This window comes from Halomonas urmiana, from assembly GCF_005780185.1.
In the GTDB taxonomy this organism is placed as follows: Bacteria; Pseudomonadota; Gammaproteobacteria; order Pseudomonadales; family Halomonadaceae; genus Halomonas; species Halomonas urmiana.
In genome coordinates this window covers 1-21,994 of the sequence record NZ_VBUI01000006.1, presented here as the reverse complement: position 1 = coordinate 21,994, position 21,994 = coordinate 1, and the positions used below count along the sequence as shown (strand labels likewise).

Genomic DNA, 21,994 nt, shown 5'->3' with positions numbered 1-21,994 from the left:
CTGTGGGTCGGGCGGCCGTCAGGCGACCTGACCCTCTTTATATCAACGATTTATGACATCCCGATGGCGACGGCGTGGGCACTCAGCCCGGTGCGCCGTCGCGAACCAGATAGCGCGCGGCGAAGGTGGCGGCCTCGAGCGGGCGGCCGGTGAGAAACCCCTGGATCAGGTTGACGTGGTAGCGGGAGAGCGCCTGCAGCTGAGCCTCGGTCTCCACGCCCTCGGCCACCACGCGCAGGCCGAGCTCCTTGGCCAGGCCCGTCACCGCGGCCACGATGGCCGAGCTGCCGCGGCTCTCGCCGAGCTTCTGGATGAAGCTGCGGTCGATCTTGAGGGTGGTCACCGGCAGCTCCTGCAGATAGCTCAGCGACGAGTAGCCGGTGCCGAAGTCGTCGATGGCGACGCGACAGCCCAGGTCGCACAGCGCCTGCAGGGTATGGATCGCCTCCTGCTGCTTGTCGAGCAGGATGCTCTCGGTGAGCTCGAAGCCGATCTGGCCCGGCGGCAGGTCATAGGCGGCGTGGAGCTCACGCACCTGGGTCACCAGGTCGCTCTGCCAGAACTGGCGCGCCGAGAGGTTGACGGCGACCCGCGGCGGCGCGAGGCCGGCGGACAGCCAGTCGCGCAGCTGGGCGGCCACCAGGTGCATCAGCCGCTCGCCCAGCGGCAGGATCAGCCCCGAGCGCTCGGCGAGGGGGATGAAGTCGCCGGGGGAGACATGACCCAGCGTCGGATGATGCCAGCGCAGCAGGGCCTCGGCGCCATGCACCTCGCCGCTGTCGCGGTCGAAGAGCGGCTGGTAGTGCACCCCGAGCCCCTCACCGGTCTCGGCGGTGTTGCGCAGCGCCGTTTCCAGCTCGAGGCGGCCGCGATCCTGGCGATGCATCTCGGCGCGGAACAGCCGGTAGGTGTTGCGACCCTCCTGCTTGGCGCGGTACATGGCGGCATCGGCCTGGCGCACCAGGGTCTCGACCTGGGTGCCGTCGTCCGGGTAGAGGCTGATCCCCAGGCTGCAGCCGACGCGAAAGACCTGCCCGCCGATCTCGAAGGGGGAGCTCACCGACTCGACGAGCCGGCGCGCTACCCGGGTGACCTCCTCGACCTCCTCGATCTCCTCGATCTCGTTGAGCAGCACGATGAACTCGTCGCCGCCCTGGCGGGCCAGGGTGTCGTCCTCGCGCAGCTGGGCGCGCAGCCGCTGAGAGACCTTGAGCAGCAGCTCGTCGCCCACGGCGTGGCCGAGGGCGTCGTTGACCTGCTTGAAGTGATCGAGATCGAGGAAGATCACCGCCAGGCGCTGCTGCTGGCGGCGGGCATGGCGGACCGCCAGCGCCAGGCGGTCCTCCAGCAGGCGTCGGTTGGGCAGCCGGGTCAGGGGATCGTAGTAGGCCAAGCGGCGCACCTGCTCCTCGTTCTCGCGGACATGGGTGATGTCGCTGAACAGCGCCGCGTAGTTGCTGACCTCGCCCTGGTCGTTCTGGATGGCGGTGATGGTCAGCAGCTCCAGATAGAGCTGGCCGCTCTTGCGCCGGTTCCATATCTCGCCGCGCCAGTAGCCGTGCTCCTGCAGGGTCTGCCACATCTGGCGGTAGAAGTCGGCATCGTGACGCCCCGAGGAGAGCAGCGCCGGCGTGCGCCCCGCCGCCTCCTCCAGGCTGTAGCCGGTCAGGTGCGTGAAGGCCGGATTGACGAACTCGATGCGGGTCTGGGCATCGGTGATGATGATGCCCTCCAGGGAGGAGTCGATCACCCGCTCCGCCAGCTGCAGGTTGCGTCGCGACTGGGACAGGGCCTGGTCGCGCTGCTCCAGGGCCTCGCGCAGGTCCTCCAGGTAGAGGTGGTCGGCGCCGGCCAGCAGGTCCTGGAACCCCAACAGGCCGACGACTTCATCCTCGCCGTCGAGCACGCCCAGGTGGCGCACACGCCGGTCGATCAAGAGATCCCGGGCGTGGATCAGCGCCTCCTCGACACCGATCGTCAGCAGCGGCCGGCTGGCGAGCTCCCCCACGGCGGTGGCGCCCGGATGGTGGGCGACGAAGCGCACCAGGTCGCGCTCGGTGAGGATGCCGAGCTCGCCGTCATCGCATTTCACCACGGCGGCGTCGCAGCCGTTGCGGCCCATGCGCTGCGCGGCCTCGTTCAGCGACAGCTTGCCCGCCAGCAGCAGGGGACGCTGTCGCATCGCACTGCCCACCTCGCGCAGGCGCAGGTAGGGCTCTAGGCCCTGGTTGAGGGCCATATCGGTCTGGGAGAGGATGCCCTTCGGGCGGCCGGCATCGTCCACCACCAGCAGGTGGCGCCGCCGCTCGGCGCTGAAGCGCAGGGCGGCCTCGCCGACTGGGGTGGTCAGATGGATCGTGGCCACCGGCCGACTCATCACCCGCTCGATGGGCAGCCTGACGGCCTCGGGCTCGGTGAAGTCGACGAACAGGCTATCGTGCTCGGTCCAGATGCCGACCGCCAGTTCGCCACGCACCACCAGCATCGCGCTAATACGCCGTTCGGCCATGCGGGCCGCGGCCTCGCACAGTGGCGTCTCCGGCGCGCAGGTCAGAAGGCCGGTGTTCATGATGCGCTCGACGAGGAGCTCTTGCGTCATGGGATTTCGCTTTCGCTCCTGGGGACAACGTGCCGGGAGAACGCCCGGCAAGCATCAAGAAGAAGTGACGTAATTTAATCGCCTTGGTCACCATGCAAAAGCGCAAGCTGCGCCCGTGTCTTGAGGCAGATCAATGCATCGACGGTACCGGCGCCCGGCCAACCATGGCAACGGGTGCCCGGACGGTCATTTCGTCTCGAGCGACGAAGGCGGGCCCGACGGCCCGGTCAGGTGCATGGCCAGGGCCGACCATTCGTGACGGCCCGGCCACTCCTGCAGCCAGCCGGGGAAGCGCTCGGCCGGCATCGGCCGAGCGATGCCGTAGCCCTGCACGCGAGTACAGCCCAATGCCAGCAGGGCCCGGGCGTGCTCCAGGGTCTCGACGCCTTCGGCGAGCATCGGCCGCCGGAAGCGATTGGCCATGAAGATGACGCTTTCGACGATGGCCATGTCGTCGGGATCGGTGAGCATGCCGCGCACGAAGCTCTGATCGATCTTGATCAGATCCACCGGTAGCTGACGCAGATGCGTCAGGGAAGAGTAGCCGGTGCCGAAGTCGTCGATGGCGAAGTCGATGCCCAGCGCCTGGCACTGGCGCATGACCGACAGGGCCGCCTGCATGTCATGCATGGCGGCGCTCTCCAGCACCTCCAGCTTGAGCAGCCGCGAGGGCACCTCGGGGAAGCGGTTCAACAGCCACTCCAGCCGCTCGGCGAATCGGCCGCTGAGCAGATGCGCGGGACTGATGTTGACGTGCACCGCCAGCTCGAGGCCCGCCGCTCGCCACGTCCGCAACTGCCCCAGCGTGGCCTCGATGACCCACTCCCCGAGCTCGATCTCGAGCGCCGTGCCCTCGATGACCGGCAGGAAGCAGCCGGGCGCGAGCGTACCCCGTTCCGGATGCTGCCAGCGCACCAGGGCCTCCGCGCCGATGACGTCACCGCCGAACATGTCCACCTGAGGCTGGTAGTGCAGCGTCAGCTCGCCCTGCGCCAGGGCGACGGCGAAGCGCTGACGATAGGCCTCCCGCGCCTGGATCTGGCGGTCGAGGCCGGTATCGAAGACATGATAGGTGTCGCGGCCCTGCTGCTTGGCGCGATGCATCGCCTGGGTGGCGTGGCGCAGCAGCACGTCGCCGTCCTCGTCGTCCTGGGGATAGAAGGTCACGCCCAGGCTGGCCGTGACCTGCACGCAACGCCCCTTGAGGAAGAGCGGGCGGCGGATGGCCGCCAGCAGCTGGTCCAGGGTGTCGTCGTCGGCGCCCTGATGCAGCAGCAGCACGAACTCGTCGCCGCCGACCCGGGCCAGGATATCGTCGCCGTGCAGCAGGTAGCTGATGCGTTGCGCGAAGGCGGCGATCAGCAGGTCGCCGCTCTCCTGGCCCTGGCGGTCGTTGATCCGCTTGAAGTGATCGATGTCGAGGGAGCACACCGCCAGGTGGCTGCCGTGGCGAGCGGCATGCTGCAGGGACTCCTGGATCAGCTGCGTCAGCAGCTGAAGGTTCGGCAGGCCCGTCAAGGCATCGAAGTAGACCTGACGGCCGGCCCGCCGGCCGGAGGAGGCCAGGGCGGCCAGGTCGGAGAGCACCATGACGTGATGGGAGACGCCCCCATGCGCATCGCGCACGCGACTGATGGAGAGAACCGCCGGGCAGGCGTGCCCGTCACGATGGCGATAGGAGATCTCGGCCTTGCCGTGGCCGTTGAGGTCCACCTCCCGCCACAGCCCATCGATCCCGGCCGAGGGCGCTCCGGGGAGGAGAAGCCCTCGCGGTGATTGATCGAGTACCGCCTCGCGGGTCAGGCCGGTCAGCGCGGTGAAGGCCGGATTCACCTCGAGGATGGCATGCTCGGCATCGGTGATGAGGATCGCCTCGGCGACCTGATCGAAGACGCCGGCGGCGAGTGCGCCGGGGGGCGTGGCCAGACGGTGCTGCCCGCAGGTGCGCGGAATCTCTTGGTGGTCTGCACGCCGTGGGCGTGACTGACGCTCCCTGCTCATGCTGTCACCCGCCTCCCTGCTCCGCCCCTAAGATGCCGTCTCGCCCCTCCGCCGGGGCCGTTAGTGTCGCGCCGTCTCATCGGTCATCACACCCTCATCGGCCACTGCACACTCATCGGCCACCACACAGTTGCGGCCCGCCGACTTGGCCCGGTAGAGCGCCTCATCGGCTCGCGCCAGCATGCTGTCCATATCATCGCCCAGCCGATACTCGGTGATGCCCATGCTGAGGGTGATGCGCAGGCCATGCAGGCGCGACTCGGCAATCTGGCCGCGCAGCCGCTCGGCGAAGGTGCGGGTTCCCCGCAACCGGGTATCGGGCAACAGGATGGTGAACTCCTCGCCTCCCCATCGCGAGAGAATATCGGTGCTCCTGAGATTGCCGGCCACGCGATCGGCCAGCTGCTTGAGGATGGCATCGCCCGTATCATGGCCGTGGCGGTCGTTGACCTGCTTGAAGTGATCGATGTCGAAGATCAGCAGTGAGAAGGTCTCATCGCTGAGCTCGGCGCGGAGCACGGCCTCTCGAAGGGCGTCGTCGAAGGCACGTCGATTATAGGCCCCGGTGAGATGATCGAGGGTCGCCTGCCGCTCCAGCTCGCTTTCCATGCGCTTGCGCTCGGCAATGTTGTGGAACACGGACACGAAGTTGCGGACCCGGCCGGCGTCGTCGCATACCGCCGTAATGGATTGCCAGAGCGGGTAGATGTCCCCGTACTTGTTGCGGTTCCAGATCTCGCCCTGCCAGTGACCGGTACTGAGCAGGTCCTCCCAGAGTTCGGCATAGAAATCGGCGGAGTGTCGCCCGGACTTGAAGATGCGCGGCGTCTTGCCGAGCACCTCGTGCTCGCGATAGCCGGTGATGTCGGTGAACGCTTGGTTGGCGCGCTCGATGCGCATCTCGGCATCGGTGATCAACGTCGCCTGGCCGGTCTCGAAGGCGGTCGCCATCAGTTTCAGTTCGTTCTCCTGGCGCTTGCGTTCGGTGATGTCCTCCTTGACCGCCACGAAGTTGACGACGTCGCCCTCGTCGTTGCGCACCGGCGTGATCACCTCCGCTTCCCAGTAGAGCTCCCCGCTCTTGCGCCGATTGAGCAGCTCCCCCTGCCACACGCGACCGGCCCGCAGCGTCTGCCAGAGATCACGATAGACCTCGCTGGGCGTCTCACCGGACTGGATCATCGCCGGCGTCTGGCCGATCAGCTCCTCTCGCGAATATCCGGTCACGTCCAGGAAACGCTGGTTGACGAACTCGATGCGCCCTTTCAGATCGGTGATCGCCGTGGCCACCGGGCTCTGCTCAACGGCAATATAGAGCTGGCTGAACCGCTTTCGCAGCGAGGTGATGTCATCCCAGGCATGCCCCAGGATGCTTTCCACCTCCGCCATGGTGCCGACCCGAGCTTCGGTCATTGAACGACTTCCTTTCCCCTATGGACACGCCCTGCCATGTCATCCCGACCGCTTGCTCGCCTGTGGCCATGGGGTATGACGGATGCCCGGCTCGAGACGCCGGATGTGGCGTGGGCCACGTCGATGCCCTAACGATGTCCGATTCTCGATGCGCTCGCGCGGGCAGCCCGTTGTTATGGATGCAAACGAGGGTAGTGCAAGCCGTTGGGCCCGGTGTGACCGAAAGCCTCAGATTGAGCTTTCATTGATGTATATCAAATTATGCTGAACAAAGCGATCCACTTTGGGGATCGACCTTGCCCGCCCAGCGAGGGAAGCCAAGCAGGGGCCATCATGCGCCATCCCGACACGGACTGCGAGAGAACGGCATCCATGAAAGCCGCCACACGTCATGGCCGATAGTAAGGTCGAAGCGTCATGAAATGCCATCGCGCCATGATGTCGGCGTTACCTATCGATCGAACACCACCGTGCGGCCGGCATGCAGGAAGACGCGGCGCTCGACGTGCAGGGCCACGGCCCGGGAAAGCGTCAGGCACTCGACGTCGCGCCCCTTGGTGACCAGGTCTTCCGGGTAGTCGGTGTGGCTCACCGGCTCCACGCCCTGAGTGATGATCGGTCCCTCGTCCAGGTCGTCGTTGATGTAGTGGGCCGTGGCGCCGACCAGCTTGACCCCCTTCTCGTAGGCCTGGTGGTAGGGACGTGCGCCCTTGAAGCCCGGCAGCAGGGAGTGGTGGATATTGATCGCGCGGCCGCTCAGCCTCTCGCACATGTCGCTCGAGAGCACCTGCATGTAGCGCGCCAGGATCACCAGCTCGGCGCCGGTCTGCTCGACCACCGCCCAGACCTGCGCCTCCTGTTCCGCCTTGGTCTCGGCCGTGATGGGAAAGTGGTGGTAGGGAATGCCGTGCCATTCCGCCAGGGTCGCCAGGTCCGGGTGGTTGGAGACGATGGCGCGGATATCGATGGGCAGCTGGCCGATGCGGAAGCGGTAGAGCAGGTCATTGAGGCAGTGATCGGCCTTGGAGACCATGATCACCACCGGCAAGCGGCGTCCCGGTGGGGTCAGCTCGAAGGCCATCTCGAACTCGGCGGCGCGCGCGGCGAACTCGGCCTCGAAGGCCTCGGCATCGAAGCCCTCCGCCTCGGGCCGGAACTCCGTGCGGATGAAGAAGCCCCCGCTCTGCCGATCGTCGAAGGTGTGCTGCTCGGTGATATAGCAGCGACACTCCTTGAGGAAGCGGGTGACCACATCCACGGTGCCCAGCCGGCTGGGGCACTGGGCCGCCAGGATCCAGCGATGGTTGTTGTCGTGCATGATCTCTCTCCTGAGCGGGGCCGGCCGATGGCCGGCCCCGTCGTGGTCAGCCCTCGACGCCGATGGTGTACTCCGCGCCGGCATCCAGGATCCAGCGATAGAGGTAGTCGGCGAAGCTGCGCCGGATGACCAGCTCCCAGCGCTCCTCGCTGGGGCGGCGCAGGACGACGGTCGACTTGGCAAATACCGTGGTCACGCCCTTGCCGACCGGAAAGTGACTCGGATGGACGTCATAGCTCACCGACTTCATCAGCACCTCACGGGCCGCCTCGCCGGAAAGCTCCAGTACGGTCTGCCCACCGCCGACGTTGCTGATGCTGAAGTGCGCATCACCCAGCGCCTCGCGCAGACGACGCTCGATGTCGAACTCCTCGCCACCGGGCACGATCAGCAGCCACTCGTCCGGCGATATCCACTGGATCGAGCGTTTGCCACCCTCGTCCTGGACCAGGCCCAGCGGCTCGCCCGGAAGCCCCAGGCCGACCACCTCACGCAGGGCCTCATCGAGCACAATGGCACCGCCACGCAGCACCAGATGACCGAGGAAGGCACGCTCGCGCACGGTCACTCTGGTGTCGGCCTTGGCCTTCGGCGCCCCCGAGCGGTGCCTGCTGAAGGCCAGCGGCGACTCGACGGCGATCTCACTTTCATTGTCAACGACGGGGCGAGTATCGAACTGTTGTGCGTTAGACATTCTGACGCTCTCCCTTGGGATCGAGGAAGATGGGGCTGACGATTTCGGCCTCATGGACCTGGCCGTCGACCATGGGCAGATAGACGGTGTCGCCCATCTTCTGGTGGCCGCCCTTGACCACGGCCAGGGCGAAGCCTGACTCCAGGGTCGGGCTGTAGTAGCTGGAGGTCACGTGACCGACCATCGGCATCGGGATCGCATGGCTCGGATCGAGCACGATCTGTGCGCCTTCCTCCAGGACCACCTTGGGATCCTTGGGCTTGAGGCCCACCATCTGCTTGCGGTCGCTGCGCTTGGTGTCGGAACGCGTCAGCGCCCGCTTGCCGATCCAGGAGTTCGGCTTGTCGTAGCCGATCGCCCAGTGCATGCCCAGATCCTCCGGGGTCACCGAGCCATCGGTGTCCTGACCGGCGATGATGAAGCCCTTCTCGGCCCGCAGCACGTGCATGGTCTCGGTGCCGTAGGGCGTCAGGTCGTACTTCTCGCCATGGGCGAACAGCGTCTTCCAGACGTGCATGGCATAGTTGGCCTGGACGTTGATCTCGTAGGCCAGCTCACCGGTGAAGGAGATACGGAAGACCCGCGCCGGCACGCCGGCCACCTGACCCTCACGCCAATCCATGAACTTGAAGGACTCACGGTCGAGATCGATGTCGGTGATCTCGGCGAGCAGCTTGCGCGCTTCCGGGCCGGTGACGGTCATGGTCGCCCAGTGATCGGTCACCGAGGTGAAGTACACATCAAGCTCAGGCCACTCGGTCTGGTGCCAGATTTCCAGCCACTCGAGAACCGCCGCCGCCCCACCGGTGCTGGTGGTCATCAGGAAGTGGTTCTCGGCCAGGCAGCTGGTGGTGCCGTCGTCCATCACCATGCCGTCGTCCTTGCACATCAGGCCATAGCGGACGCGACCGGGAGCCAGCTTGGCCCACTTGTTGGTGTAGACGCGACCCAGGAACTCCCGGGCATCCGGGCCCTGGATATCGATCTTGCCCAGGGTCGAGGCATCGAGGATACCGACCGCCTCGCGGACGGCCAGGCACTCACGGGCGACCGCCTCGTCCATGGTCTCCATACGCTGCTCGCCGTTCTCTGCGCGGCGTTTTTGTGGAAAATACCAGGGACGCTTCCACTGGCCGACTTCCTCGAACTCGGCGCCGTGCTCCACGTGCCACTGGTGCATGGCGGTGTAGCGCTCGGGCTCGAACAGCTCGCGGCAGTGGCGCCCGGCAATGGCGCCGAAGGTCACCGGCGTGTAGTTCGGCCGGAACACCGTGGTGCCCACCTCGGGAATCGACTTCCCGAGGCAGCGCGCGGCGATGGCCATGCCGTTGATGTTGCCGAGCTTGCCCTGATCGGTGCCGAAGCCCATGGCGGTATAGCGCTTGACGTGCTCGATGGACTCGAAGCCTTCACGGGTGGCCAGCTCAATGCCCGCCGCGGTGACATCGTTCTGCAGGTCGACGAATTGCTTCGGCGCGCGCAGAGTCGGCTTCTCGTGGGGCACCTGGTAGAGCGCGCTGGCCGCGCCTTCCCGGCGGGCCGCGACCTGAGGCAGTTCGATGGCCCCGGCAGAGCGGCCCAGCGCCGCCAGCGCCCGGGCGGCCGCGGCACTGCCATCGGCCAGTCCCTCGGCCAGGTCGTGGATACCGCGGGCGCTGCCGGCGGCGTACACCCCCGCCACCAGGCTCGGCACGAAGCCAAGGATCTCGTCATCCCAGGCGGGACGGGCACCGGTGTGAGACGCCAGGTGGATCACCGGGCTGTAACCGCCGGAGCTGGCGATGGTGTCGCACGCCAGGATCTCGGCCTGGCCGGTGACCTTGAACGCCTTGGCGTCGATGGTGGCGACCCGGGCGCCGCTGACGCGGCTGCTGCCCTGGGCCTCGAGCACGGCGCTGCCGGTGATAACGCGAATGCCGCGGGCACGGGCCTGCTCCACCAACTCACCGTCCGGGTTGCGGCGTGCATCGACGATGGCCACTACCTCGCGGCCGGCATCGATCCAGTCCAAAGCGGCGCGATAGGCATGATCGTTGCTGGTAGAGAGCACCAGTTGGTTGCCCGGCACCACGCCATAGCGGCGGATGTAGGTGGAGACGGCGCCGGCGACCAGATTGCCCGGCACGTCGTTGCCCGCGTAGACCAGCGGCCGCTCGAGGGCGCCGGTGGTCAGCAGCACCTGACCGGCGCGCACGCGATGCATCCGCGAGCGAGCGGGGCGATAACCATCGACCCTCGGCGCGGTCTCGCCGAGATGCTCGGTGCGCCGCTCATGCAGGGTCACGAAGTGATGATCGTGATAGCCGTTGGCGGTGGTGCGCGGCAGCAGGGTGACGTTGTCGAGCCCGGCGAGCTCCTCCACCACACGCCCTGCCCACTGGGAGGCAGGCTGATGATCGAGCAGCTCGCGGCTATCCAGCAACGAGCCGCCCATCTCCTCCTGCTCGTCACACAGGATCACCCGGGCCCCGCCGTGGGCCGCGGTCAGCGCTGCGGCGAGACCCGCCGGGCCGGCGCCGATCACCAGCAGGTCGCAGTGCTGGTGGAGGTGATCATAGCTGTCGGGGTCGCGCTCCATGGGGCTGCGGCCCAGGCCGGCGCCCTTGCGGATATACTTCTCGTAGGTCATCCACAGGGAGGCCGGGGCCATGAAGGTCTTGTAGTAGAAGCCCGGCGGCATGAAGCGCCCGCCCAGCTTGCCGACGAGGCTCATGACATCGCGCTGGACGTTCGGCCAGCCGTTGGTGCTCTGTGCCGTGAGCCCGTCGAACAGCGCCTGCTGGGTGGCACGCACGTTGGGCACCTGGGCGGCCTCGGTGCTGCCCAGCTGGACCAGCGCATTGGGCTCCTCGGCGCCGGCGGCGACGATGCCGCGCGGCCGCGAGTACTTGAAGCTGCGGTTGACGATGTCCACCCCGTTGGCGAGCAGCGCTGAGGCGAGGGTATCGCCGGCATGGCCCTGGTAGCGCTTGCCGTTGAAGGTGAAGTTCAGCGTGCGGGAGCGATCGACGCGTCCGCCCCGTGCCAGACGGTTGGGCTGCTGTGTATGGCGTGTCATACCTTGGCCTCCTTGGAGGTGTTCACCGCGCTATCGCTTTCACCCTCGGTCTGCAGGCCACCATCGGCAACTGTCACGCCATCCGCCGTCATCTTCTTGTCCTGCGACAAGCTCTCGGCGGTGATCGTCGGCTGCTCGCCCACCTTGTAGGTCTCGAGGATCTCGTAGCTCACCGTGTTACGCGTGATGTTGAAGAACTTGCGGCAGCCCACGGCATGCACCCACAGCTCGTGATGGATACCGCGCGGGTTGTCGCGGAAGAACAGGTAGTCGCCCCACTCTTCATCCGAGCAGGCTTCGGGATCCATAGGCCGCGCGATATGCGCCTGGCCCTTGGGGTGGAACTCTTCTTCCTCACGGTGCTCAGCGCAGTGGGGGCAGTAAATATGAAACATGGGGTTGCCTCCTTAGTGGGCCACGCCAGCTGCACCGTGCTCATCGACCAAGGCGCCGGTGTGAAAGCGATCGATGGAGAACGGAGCGGCAATGGGATGCATCTCGCCCTTGGCGAGACTGGCGGCAAAGACGTGACCGGAGCCCGGTGTGGCCTTGAACCCCCCGGTGCCCCAGCCGCAGTTGAAGAAGAGCCCCTTGACCGGTGTCTTGGAGAGAATCGGGCAAGCATCCGGGCAGGTATCGACGATGCCGCCCCACTGGCGGTTCATGCGCACCCGCGAGAAGATCGGGAACATCTCGACGATGGCCTGCAGGGTGTGCTCCACGGTGGCGTAACTGCCGCGCTGACCGTAGCCGTTGTAGCCATCGATGCCGGCGCCGATCACCAGGTCGCCCTTGTCGGTCTGGCTGATGTAGCCATGCACGTGGTTGGACATCACCACGGTGTCGAGCACCGGCTTGAGCGGCTCGGAGACCAGCGCCTGCAGCGGATGGGACTCCAGCGGCAGCGTGAAGCCAGCCATCTTCGCCAGTACACTCGAGTTACCGGCGGCCACGCAGCCCACGGTCTTGGCCTCGATGTCGCCGCGGTTGGTGTGCACCCCGAAGACTTGACCGTCGCGGATCTTGAAGCCGGTGACCTCGGTCTGCTGCAGGATGTCGACGCCGAGTGCATCAGCGGCACGGGCGAAGCCCCAGGCCACGGCATCGTGGCGCGCCACACCGGCGCGGGGCTGCCAGGAGGCACCCAGCACGGGATAACGAGCGTTCTTCGAGCAGTCCATGATCGGCACGATGTCCTGCACGCCCTGGGCATCCAGCACCTCGCCGTCGATGCCATTGAGGCGGTTGGCGTTGACCCGGCGCTGGATGTCGCGCATGTCCTGCAGCGTGTGGCCGAGGTTGAGCACGCCGCGCTGGGAGAACATCACGTTGTAGTTGAGGTCCTGGGAGAGCCCCTCCCACAGCTTCATGGCGTGTTCGTAGAGCGCGGCGGACTCGTCCCACAGGTAGTTGGAACGCACGATGGTGGTGTTACGGGCGGTATTACCGCCCCCCAGCCAGCCCTTCTCCACCACCGCCACGTTGGTGATGCCATGGTTCTTGGCCAGGTAGTAGGCAGTGGCCAGGCCATGGCCGCCACCGCCGACGATGATGACGTCGTACTGCTTCTTGGGCACGGGATTGCGCCACTGGCGCTCCCAGTTCTCATGATGGCTCAGCGCGTGCTTGGCCAGCCCGAATCCTGAATAGCGTTGCATAGGGTCTTCTCCTCGAAGGGCCCCGCCGAGGCGCCGGCGGGGAACGGGCTCACGCGATGGAGGTCTCGGCCGCCTCGATGGAACCCTGGGCATAGACCGGGTGGCGTTCGCACAGCTCGGCGACTTTCTCGCGCACCTCGGCCTCGACGGCATCGGTATTGCCACCTTCGGCCAGCACATCGAGGATGTCACAGATCCAGCCGGCCAGATCGCTGCACTCTGCCTCATCGAAGCCGCGAGTGGTCACGGCCGGGGTGCCGATGCGCAGGCCCGAGGTGACGAAGGGGCTCTGGGGGTCGTTGGGCACGGCGTTCTTGTTGACGGTAATGTGCGAGCGACCCAGCGCGGCATCGGCATCCTTGCCGGTCACGCCCTGCTTGATCAGCGAGACCAGGAACAGGTGGTCGTCGGTGCCGCCGGAGACCACATCGAAGCCGCGTTCCATGAACACCCCGGCCATGGCCTGGGCGTTGTTGATCACCCGCTGCTGATAGGCCACGAATTCCTGACTCATGGCCTCCTTGAAGGCCACTGCCTTGGCGGCGATCACATGCATCAGCGGGCCGCCCTGCTGGCCCGGGAAGACCGCACCATTGAGCTTCTTGTACAGAGCGGCATCGCCATGCGCAGAGAGGATCAGGCCGCCACGCGGGCCGCGCAGGGTCTTGTGGGTGGTGGTGGTCACCACGTGGGCGTGGGGAATCGGGCTCGGATAGTGGCCCGCGGCGACCAGGCCGGCAACATGGGCCATGTCGACCAACAGCCAGGCACCCACCTCGTCGGCGATCGTGCGGAAACGCCGCCAATCCACGACTCGCGAATAGGCCGAGAAGCCGGCGATGATCAGCTTGGGCTTGTGGCTGCGCGCCAGACGCGCGACCTCTTCGTAGTCGATCTCGCCGGTCTCCGGATTGAGGCCATACTGCACGGCGTGGTAGTGCTTGCCGGAGAAGTTGGGCGCTGCGCCATGGGTCAGGTGGCCGCCATGGGCCAGGCTCATGCCCAGCACGGTATCGCCCGGCTGGATCAGCGCCATGAAGGCCGCGGCATTGGCCTGGGCCCCGGAATGCGGCTGGACGTTGGCATAGTCGGCGCCGAACAGGTCGCAGGCGCGATCGATGGCCAACTGCTCGACCACGTCGACGTGCTCGCAGCCGCCGTAGTAGCGCTTGCCCGGGTAGCCCTCAGCGTACTTGTTGGTCAGCTGGGTGCCCTGGGCCTCCATTACCGCGCGGCTGGCATAGTTCTCGGAGGCGATCAGCTCGACATGAGCCTCCTGGCGCACTACCTCGTCGGCAATGGCGGCGGCGATCTGGGAATCGAAAGTGGCGAGACCTACCTGATTCATGACTGACTCCTTCTTGTTATCGGTGGCGGGCAGGGAGTTGGTGGAAGCCATCGGCAACCTGCCAGCGGGAAAATGGCCATCCTTATGCGCAGATCACCTCTGCGCCGCTTGTCCGGCTTACGTTCCGATTAAAGGCGATGGAGGAGTTCAAAGATTGAATAAATGCGACAGGATTCCTGAACACCGGAGCATTCGGAAGACGTATGCCAGCCGGGCGCACCAGGCTGGCGGTAAGCGTGAGGGCCCACGTTCATTAGGGATGGCCGAAGAATCAGAGCGTCGGTCGGCCGTCGATATGCAGGAAGAAGGGATCGACTCGGTCACTGCCGGGTTCGCTGGCGCGCTTGCGCATTTCCGACGGCGTCGCGCCAAAGGCGCTGCGGAAGTGGCGGGAGAAGTGAGCCGTATCGGCGAAACCACAGCGCTCGCCGATCTCGGTGATGCTCTTGCCGGTATAGTGCAACAGCCATAGCCCGTAGCGCAGGCGCAGGTCACGGGCGAACTTCTGGGGACCGACACCCAGGATCTCGCGAAAGCGCCGCTCCAGGTTGCGGCGGGAGGTTCCCACCCGTTCCGATAGCGCGTCCATCGCGATCGCCTCGCCCAGGTGCTGCTCGAGCACGGCGATGGCGCGGCGCACCACACGATCCTCGATCTTGCCGAAGACCACCGGCTGCGGCTGGGGGTGGGTGCCGGCGCGGGCCTCATCGAGGAGCATGATATTCAGGCTCTTCATCGCCCAGGCCTTGCCCAGATGGCGCTCGATCAGGTAGGCGGCCAGATCTGCCGCCGCCGCTCCGCCGGCACAGGTGAGTCGATTCCCGTCATCGATGAACAGGCGATCAGCCACCGGCTGGATGGTGGGAAAACGCTGGATCATGTCGCGATGGTGGTACCAGCTGACGCAGCACCGCCGCTCCTTCATCAGGCCTGCCTGAATCAGGGCGAACACCCCAGTACACAGTCCCACCAGCGGCACACCGGCCTCCTCGGCCTGGCGAAGGTAGGCATGGGCGCGGGTATCCATGCGGTCATGATCATCCTGTACCCCCCCCACGACCACGATGTAATCGAACGCACCGGGATCCTGAAACGGCAGGCAGGGTGAGATGGCGGCGCCACAACTGGACAGCACCTCATGCCCGGCACTGGCCATGAAGGTCCAGTGGCAACGCACCTGCCGCGAACGATCCCCCTCGTCCGCCGCCAGACGCAGGCAGTCGAGGAAGGCGGCGAAGGGCAGCAGCGTGAAGCGGTGGAGCAGAACAAAGCCCACCGCCAGAGGCTCACGCTTGTGAAGCGGACTGACCGTAGTAGTTGCTGACATCATGGCGGACATTCTTGCATGTCTCTGTACCCCTCAAGGACCCTTACACTATCCCCTCACCCGCTTCAGCACCACTACCGCTGATCCCGTCATTCCATGCACATCGACCCGAAGTGTTCCTGAAGCCGACATTGATCACGCCCGCAGTGTCGCGGGCGTAGAAAGAGAGCTCTTCGGATGGTTGCCTCGCGAGGGCCCTGTGTTCGCATCAACAACGCCCCCGCGAAACACCCCGAAGACATGGCAAGCCGGTGGAGGCCTCCTGGGGGTAGTCCATGAAAATGCATCGCCAGGGCACCAAGGGTGCAGTTCACACCGATCGCTTCACGCGGGCCGGTGAGCGCAAGCCCAGCGGTCGGCATCCGTTCGACCAGGAGTGCCAGGCCCACGGCATCGAGCATCGCTTGATCAAGCCAGAGCGGCCTCGGACCAACGGCATGGTGGCACGCTTCAACGGCCGTATCAGCGACGTACTGGCGACTCGGCGCTATATCAGGAAGGAACATGGAACAGACGCTGAAGCGCTACAGTTGGCTGTACAATCATCCCGCAGAAGGCGCTGCACCATCAATCGCCAATTGCCGCGTGAAAGACTGGCAGGCAAAGCGGCCAGAGTTATTCACCAAGCGGGTAGTCCATCATCCGGGACCAAACAATTACACAATAACTCCGAGTAGATTGAAAGAACGTTGTCACACGGAGATACGTCATGTCCAAGCCACTATCGTCACACCTCGGCCCCGCCACTCTGGCCATTCATAGCCAGCAACAGAAAGATCTCTTCGGCAGCCCCCACATGCCGATCTACGACACCACCACCTTCACCTTCGCGGATACCGCCTCCCTGCTGGAAGTGACCGAGGGCCGCCGACAGGGGCCGCTCTACTCGCGCTACGGACAGAACCCAACGCTCTACGCCCTGGAGGAGACACTGGCCGCGCTGGAGAATACCGAGGAGGCCTGGGCCTTCTCGTCCGGCATGGCCGCCATCAGCACCCTGTTCCTGAGTCATGGTCGGCGCGGCATCACCGACAGCATGCTGCGTCTCTCGGTCGGCCTGGAGGACGTCGAGGACCTGCTGGATGACCTTCACCAGGCCCTGGCTCCCCTGATAACAGGCCGATATTGAGCCGTCTCATGCACAGGGCCGGCTTTATCGATCGCCCCGCAGCCAACCGCTTCCCAGGCTACTTTGCAGTGATCATGGCCACCAGTGCCACCTCCATTGCCAGCCACCTGCTGGGAATGACGTTCGTATCCTGGCACTGCTGGGTCCAACCTGCTGGCCAGTATCGCGCTGTGGCTGCTGCCCCTGATCCGTCTGGTACGCTATCCCGAACACCTGGCCGGCGACATGGTGGACCATGCCCGTGGGCCGGGCTTCTTTCACCATCGTGGCGGGGACCGCATCCTTAACACCCAGTCTCATATCGTGGCCGAGAACGACGGACGACGCGCACCGAAAAGCCCAATCTGGCCTCAGGTACCAACGGCGCCTGGCTGCAGGCGGCGGTAAGCACCCACTCGGTATCGAGTCTCACCGCGCTCCAGGGGCGGCACGAAGGCAGGCACGCTGAACAGCGCCCCGCCGCCGCTGTAGAACTTCAAGGTGCTGCTGCCAACGATGACGACCTGATGGTCCAGGGCCTTGGAGTCCTGCGCCATAAATCCTCCTAATCATGAGGCAATATGGCCAAGCGTTGGCCTTGCCTCGGCTCAGTGAAAAAAATATAGAAATAACAAAGATTGTTTTAAAATTGCATTGGAATAAACAATACTATCAATAGCATATATGGCATATGGCTGAGATTAACAAACCACAACCTTCCCCCAACAATCTATTAATAACCTTGAATATTCTTGACCAACCGTGGTTATCGGATACTTTGAGTAGAGGCGTACATATTCTGAAACGATAACGATGCATCACAACATGATATCAATAATAACGCATAAGCCCTTCCTGCTGGTGATACGTTAGGCAGGAAAATCCTTCACTCAGCTTGCCCCTATGACGATTGACCCCAACAACTCGCCTCTGACGACCGAGCAGGCGGACACGCTGAACCGCCTGCTCGAGACGCTGGAGCCTCGGCAGTTCGATTGGCTGGCAGGCTTCATCGCCGGCTGGCAGGCTTCGCTGCACGGCGGCCTGGCCACCGAACCCGAGAGCACCAGCACCACTCGGCTCCCCTCGCTGACCGTGCTCTATGGCTCTCAGACTGGCAATGCCGAGGCCCTCGCCGAGTCGCTTGGCCACAGAGCCAGTGCCCGTGGCATCACGGCCAAGGTCGTCGATATGGCCGATTACAAGCCACGCCAGCTCAAGAACGAAGCGTACGTGGCGCTGCTCACCTCGACCCACGGCGAGGGCGAGCCGCCGGACAACGCCCTGGACCTCCACGAGTTCCTGCACGGCCGCAAGGCGCCTTCGCTGGCGCATCTCAAGTACGCCGTGCTGGGCCTCGGCGACACCAGCTATGAGCACTTCAGCCAGACCGGCAAGGAGTTCGACGCCGTCCTGGCCAAGCTGGGAGGCTCCCGGCTGGTGGAGCGCGTCGACTGTGACGTCGACTATGACGATGCCGCCGAGGCCTGGTTTGGCTCCCTACTCGAGACCCTGCAGAGCGAGGCGGGGGCCGCGGGGCTCCCCACCTCCTCGGGCAACCCCGCCTATGGCGCGCTCGCCTCGGGGGGCCACGACCGGCGCCATCCTTTCCCTGCCCCGGTGCTGGACAACCTGGTACTCAACGGCCGCGGCTCCGGCAAGGAGACCCGGCATATCGAGATCTCCCTGGAGGGCTCGGGGCTGAGCTACCAGCCCGGCGATGCCCTGGGCGTCTACCCTCAGAACGACCCGCGACTGGTGGCGGCCATCATCGAGCGTCTGGGGCAGGATTCGGATGCGGCGGTCAAGGCCGGCGACATCGACACCACCCTGGCCGGCGCGTTGCAGCATCATCGTGAGATCACGTTGCTGACCCGGCCGGTGGTGGAGCGCTGGGCCGAACTCAGCGGCAGCGACACGCTGCAGGCGCTGGTTGAGGACCACGCCAAGCTCAGCGCCTGGATGGAGAGCCGCGACCTGTTCGACCTCATCGAGGAGGCGCCGGTCACCGAGCTCGATGCCGATACCCTGGTGAAGACGCTACGCAAACTGCCCGCGCGGCTCTATTCGATTGCCTCCAGCCAGGCCGCCGTGGACGAGGAGGTTCACCTGACCGTGGCCGCGGTACGCTATGAGGCCCACGGCCGCCGACGCGAGGGGGTAGCCTCCACCTGGCTGGCCGACCGGCTCGCGGAGGACGACAGCGTGCCGGTCTACATCGAGCACAACAAACACTTCCGGCTGCCCGAGGACGACGAGACAGCGCTGATCATGATCGGCCCGGGCACCGGCATCGCCCCCTTCCGCGCCTTCATGCAGGAACGCGAGGAACGCGAAGCCGACGGCGCCAACTGGCTGTTCTTCGGTGAGCAGCACTTTCACACCGACTTCCTCTACCAGAGCGAATGGCTGGCCTGGCGCCGCCAGGGTCTCATCGACCGCATCGATGTGGCCTTCTCACGTGACCAGGAAGAGAAGATCTACGTGCAGCAGCGCCTACGCGAGAACGCCGCCGAACTATGGCATTGGCTGGAGAAGGGCGCACACATCTACGTATGCGGCGACGCCGAGCGCATGGCCCCGGACGTGCACGAGGCACTGCTCGACATCATCGTCGAGGCCGGCGGCAAGCGCCGCGAAGACGCCACCGAATACCTGCGGGAATTGGCCCGCCAGAAACGCTATCAGCGGGATATCTACTGATGACCGACAAGCTCCCCGACGCCGAGATCATCAAGCGCGAGAGCGACTACCTGCGTGGCACTATCGCCGAGGGCCTGGACGACCCGGCCACCGGCGCCATCTCGGAAACCGATACCAAGCTGACCAAATTCCACGGCACCTACCTGCAGGACGACCGGGACCTGCGCGACGAACGGCGTCGCCAGAAGCTGGAACCGCTCTACATGTTCATGGTGCGCCTGCGCTTGCCGGGTGGCGTGCTGAGTCCAGCGCAATGGCTGGGGCTCGATGCCATCGCCGACGAGTGCGCTAACCACTCACTGCGCCTCACCACGCGCCAGACCTTCCAGTTCCACGGGGTGTTCAAGCATCACATGCGCACCTTGATGCGGCGTCTCCACGCCCTGGGACTCGACACCAAGGGCGCCTGCGGCGACGACAACCGCAACGTCATCGCCAACGTCAATCCACATCTCTCGACACTGCAAGAGCGCATCTACCGGCTCTCCACCGAGATCAGCGAACGGCTGATGTGGCGCTCCGGCGCCTATGCCGAGATCTGGCTGGGCGAGAAGCGCGTGCAGAGCCTGGGTGGTGACGAGGAGGAAGAGCCTTTCTACCGCCACTATTATCTGCCACGGAAGTTCAAGATCGCCCTGGCGATTCCGCCTGAGAACGATTGCGACGTGCTGGCCAACGACATCGGCCTGATCGCCATCGTCGAAGATGGTGAACTCGCCGGCTTCAACGTGGCGGTGGGCGGCGGTATGGGCATGACCTACGGCAACGAAGCCACCTACCCGCGGCTGGCTGAAGTAGTCGGTTTCGTGCCCGCCGAGCGCAGCGTCGACGCCTGCGAGGCCATCGCCGCCATCCAGCGCGACCACGGTTGCCGCACCGATCGCGCCCATGCGCGCTTCAAGTACACCCTCGACGACCACGGCCTCGAGTGGTTTCTGGAGCGCTTCGCCGACTACCACGGCACGTCCATGGAGGCGGCCCGCGAGTACCGTTTCACCCACAACGGCGATCGCTTCGGCTGGGTAGAGGGCGAGAACGGCAACCGCCACCTCACGCTGATGATCCAGAGCGGGCGCATCGCCGACTTCGACGACTATCCGCTGCGTACGGCGCTGCGCGAGATCGCCAAGGTGCATGGCGGCGAGTTTCGGGTGACCTGCAACCAGAACCTGATGATCGCCAACGTCACCCCCGAGCAGCAGGAGAGCATCCAGGCACTGGTCCGCGAGTACGGTCTCGACGACGGCAGCCGCAGCACACCGCTTGGCCGCAACGCCATGTCATGCGTGGCCTTCCCCACTTGCGGCTTGGCCATGGCGGAATCCGAGCGTTACCTGCCCAGCCTGCTCGACGAGCTCGATGCCCTGATGAACAAGCACGGCCTCACTGACACGCCGGTCAACGTACGGGTCACGGGCTGCCCCAACGGCTGCGCGCGGCCCTTCCTGGCCGAGATCGGCCTCACCGGCAAGGCGATAGGCAAGTACAACCTCTACGTGGGCGGCGACGAGCGCGGCCAGCGCCTGAACCGCCTCTACCGAGAGAACATCGACACTGCCACCATTCTTGAGACCCTAGACCCGATGCTCGAGCGCTACGCAAGTGAGCGCCAGGCGGATGAAGGCTTCGGCGACTTCCTGGTACGCGCCGGCATCGTCGACACCGAGCGCACGCCGGAGGTCTTCCATAAGTCCTACTCAGCCTAATCCCACCCAGGGGCCGGCCACACGGGCACTGCCCGCTCACCGCGTCGGCACGATTTCCCATCTGCCGGGGAGCACAAGCGCATCCCGGCACAGCAACAGCACCAACCGACCGAAGTTGGCCAGCGATTGACGAAGCCAGTCACATCAGCTTATCCACTTGCCGGTGCAGGAGCTGGATCGCCTCATTGAGACCTGCCGGCCAAGCGAATGCATCGGTGCCCGCCCCGTCTGTTCAGCACCCCAGCCACGTGATCGTCCCATGCAACACTTCCAATCTCGAGATGTTGCGACGACCGATTGAACCCACCCAATACTGGTCGCATGAGTACCGCGATGACTGTCAAGCTTGTTGGAACCTGGAATTAGGCGGCTTCTAATCGCTGATCGCGTTGAACCAGCGGGTCTTCCTGGTCCGGGTTCAGCCAGACCGTCCGGCTCGGTGACCAGTTGCGGGTGGCACCGCTCCACCGACCGGGATGTTGCCGTTTCGCCTCGGCATAGATGGCGTCTCGCCTTGCCAGCACCTCGTGATCCTGGCCGGCATGTCGTTCACCCGGGGTGACGAACCGTATCGCGCTGTGGCGGTGATCGTGGTTGTACCAGTGCACGAATCGCGTCACCCACTGCTGAGCCGCTGACAGGCTCTCGTAGCCGTCCATCGGGTAGTCGGGCCGGTACTTGCAGGTTCTGAACAGCGACTCCGAGAAGGCGTTGTCATTGGAGACCCGGGGGCGGCTGTACGACGGGGTGATGTTCAGCCGCTGCAGTGTCGCCTGGAGCGTCGAGCCTTTCATGGCGGAGCCATTATCAGCATGCAATACCAACGGTTTGTTGATGCAACCTTCGCGCAGCACGGCACGCTGGATGACCTCGCTGCTGTTGGCCATGGACTCCTGGTCGAAGACCTCGGCATCGATGATCTTGCGGCTGTAGATATCGACGATCATGTACAGGTAGTAGAACTGCCCACGCACCTGGGTCGGCAGTGGAGTAAGAAGCAGGGCGTAGTCGAGCTATTTCCCTACTTCTCCTCCCCGAACCGTACGTGCACCTCTCAGCGC

Annotated in this window: 15 protein-coding genes and 1 pseudogene; 4 read left to right on the top strand and 12 right to left on the bottom strand. The window is 65.2% G+C overall.

Annotation, left to right across the window (positions count from 1 at the left end):
* Window positions 1-82: 82 nt before the first annotated feature.
* The 10 genes from FEI13_RS05065 to FEI13_RS05020 form a co-directional block, all read right to left on the bottom strand.
* A complete protein-coding gene (locus FEI13_RS05065; RefSeq protein ID WP_138180019.1) occupies window positions 83-2,599 on the bottom strand; it encodes an EAL domain-containing protein in 2,517 nt (838 codons plus the stop codon).
* A 186-nt stretch (window positions 2,600-2,785) separates the two neighbouring features.
* Window positions 2,786-4,600, bottom strand: coding sequence for a putative bifunctional diguanylate cyclase/phosphodiesterase (locus tag FEI13_RS05060; RefSeq protein ID WP_138180017.1), 1,815 nt, complete (start codon window positions 4,598-4,600; stop codon window positions 2,786-2,788).
* Between the two features lie 60 nt (window positions 4,601-4,660).
* Window positions 4,661-6,013, bottom strand: a complete 1,353-nt coding sequence (locus FEI13_RS05055) for a sensor domain-containing diguanylate cyclase (protein ID WP_240036431.1) — start codon at window positions 6,011-6,013, stop codon at window positions 4,661-4,663.
* A gap of 451 nt (window positions 6,014-6,464) precedes the next feature.
* A complete protein-coding gene (purU, locus tag FEI13_RS05050; protein WP_138180015.1) occupies window positions 6,465-7,331 on the bottom strand; it encodes a formyltetrahydrofolate deformylase in 867 nt (288 codons plus the stop codon).
* A 46-nt stretch (window positions 7,332-7,377) separates the two neighbouring features.
* A complete protein-coding gene (locus FEI13_RS05045) occupies window positions 7,378-8,025 on the bottom strand; it encodes a sarcosine oxidase subunit gamma (RefSeq protein WP_138180013.1) in 648 nt (215 codons plus the stop codon).
* Window positions 8,018-11,083, bottom strand: coding sequence for a sarcosine oxidase subunit alpha family protein (locus FEI13_RS05040; protein WP_138180010.1), 3,066 nt, complete (start codon window positions 11,081-11,083; stop codon window positions 8,018-8,020). Before FEI13_RS05040 ends, FEI13_RS05045 begins: the two co-directional genes overlap by 8 nt.
* A complete protein-coding gene (locus FEI13_RS05035) occupies window positions 11,080-11,478 on the bottom strand; it encodes a sarcosine oxidase subunit delta (protein ID WP_138180008.1) in 399 nt (132 codons plus the stop codon). The genes FEI13_RS05040 and FEI13_RS05035 overlap by 4 nt, the downstream gene beginning before the upstream one ends.
* A gap of 12 nt (window positions 11,479-11,490) precedes the next feature.
* Window positions 11,491-12,741 carry a sarcosine oxidase subunit beta family protein gene (locus FEI13_RS05030; protein ID WP_138180005.1) on the bottom strand — a complete coding sequence of 417 codons (1,251 nt, stop codon included), beginning with the start codon at window positions 12,739-12,741 and terminating at the stop codon, window positions 11,491-11,493.
* 49 nt (window positions 12,742-12,790) lie between these two features.
* On the bottom strand, window positions 12,791-14,089 hold the full coding sequence (glyA, locus tag FEI13_RS05025; protein ID WP_138180003.1) for a serine hydroxymethyltransferase: 1,299 nt from the start codon (window positions 14,087-14,089) through the stop codon (window positions 12,791-12,793).
* Window positions 14,090-14,360: 271 nt separating this feature from the next.
* A complete protein-coding gene (locus FEI13_RS05020; protein WP_240036430.1) occupies window positions 14,361-15,419 on the bottom strand; it encodes a GlxA family transcriptional regulator in 1,059 nt (352 codons plus the stop codon).
* A 299-nt stretch (window positions 15,420-15,718) separates the two neighbouring features.
* On the opposite strand from FEI13_RS05020, the pseudogene FEI13_RS05015 reads away from it, so the two are divergent.
* A pseudogene (locus FEI13_RS05015) lies at window positions 15,719-16,070 on the top strand (integrase core domain-containing protein); the annotation flags it as partial.
* 55 nt (window positions 16,071-16,125) lie between these two features.
* Window positions 16,126-16,545 (top strand): PLP-dependent transferase, encoded by a 420-nt coding sequence (locus FEI13_RS05010; RefSeq protein ID WP_138180001.1) that lies wholly within the window; start codon window positions 16,126-16,128, stop codon window positions 16,543-16,545.
* 350 nt (window positions 16,546-16,895) lie between these two features.
* Here FEI13_RS05010 and FEI13_RS05005 read toward each other — a convergent pair whose 3' ends face one another.
* Window positions 16,896-17,081 (bottom strand): hypothetical protein, encoded by a 186-nt coding sequence (locus FEI13_RS05005; protein WP_138180000.1) that lies wholly within the window; start codon window positions 17,079-17,081, stop codon window positions 16,896-16,898.
* Window positions 17,082-17,427: 346 nt separating this feature from the next.
* Here FEI13_RS05005 and FEI13_RS05000 point away from each other — a divergent pair, with 346 nt between their 5' ends.
* Together FEI13_RS05000 and cysI are read left to right on the top strand one after the other, a co-directional pair.
* On the top strand, window positions 17,428-19,227 hold the full coding sequence (locus FEI13_RS05000; RefSeq protein WP_138179998.1) for an assimilatory sulfite reductase (NADPH) flavoprotein subunit: 1,800 nt from the start codon (window positions 17,428-17,430) through the stop codon (window positions 19,225-19,227).
* The gene (gene cysI, locus FEI13_RS04995) at window positions 19,227-20,933 is read left to right on the top strand and encodes an assimilatory sulfite reductase (NADPH) hemoprotein subunit (protein WP_138179996.1); all 1,707 of its coding nucleotides are present in this window, start codon (window positions 19,227-19,229) and stop codon (window positions 20,931-20,933) included. The genes FEI13_RS05000 and cysI overlap by 1 nt, the downstream gene beginning before the upstream one ends.
* A 362-nt stretch (window positions 20,934-21,295) precedes the next feature.
* Here cysI and FEI13_RS04990 read toward each other — a convergent pair whose 3' ends face one another.
* Window positions 21,296-21,907 (bottom strand): integrase core domain-containing protein, encoded by a 612-nt coding sequence (locus FEI13_RS04990; protein WP_158294513.1) that lies wholly within the window; start codon window positions 21,905-21,907, stop codon window positions 21,296-21,298.
* Window positions 21,908-21,994 lie beyond the last annotated feature (87 nt).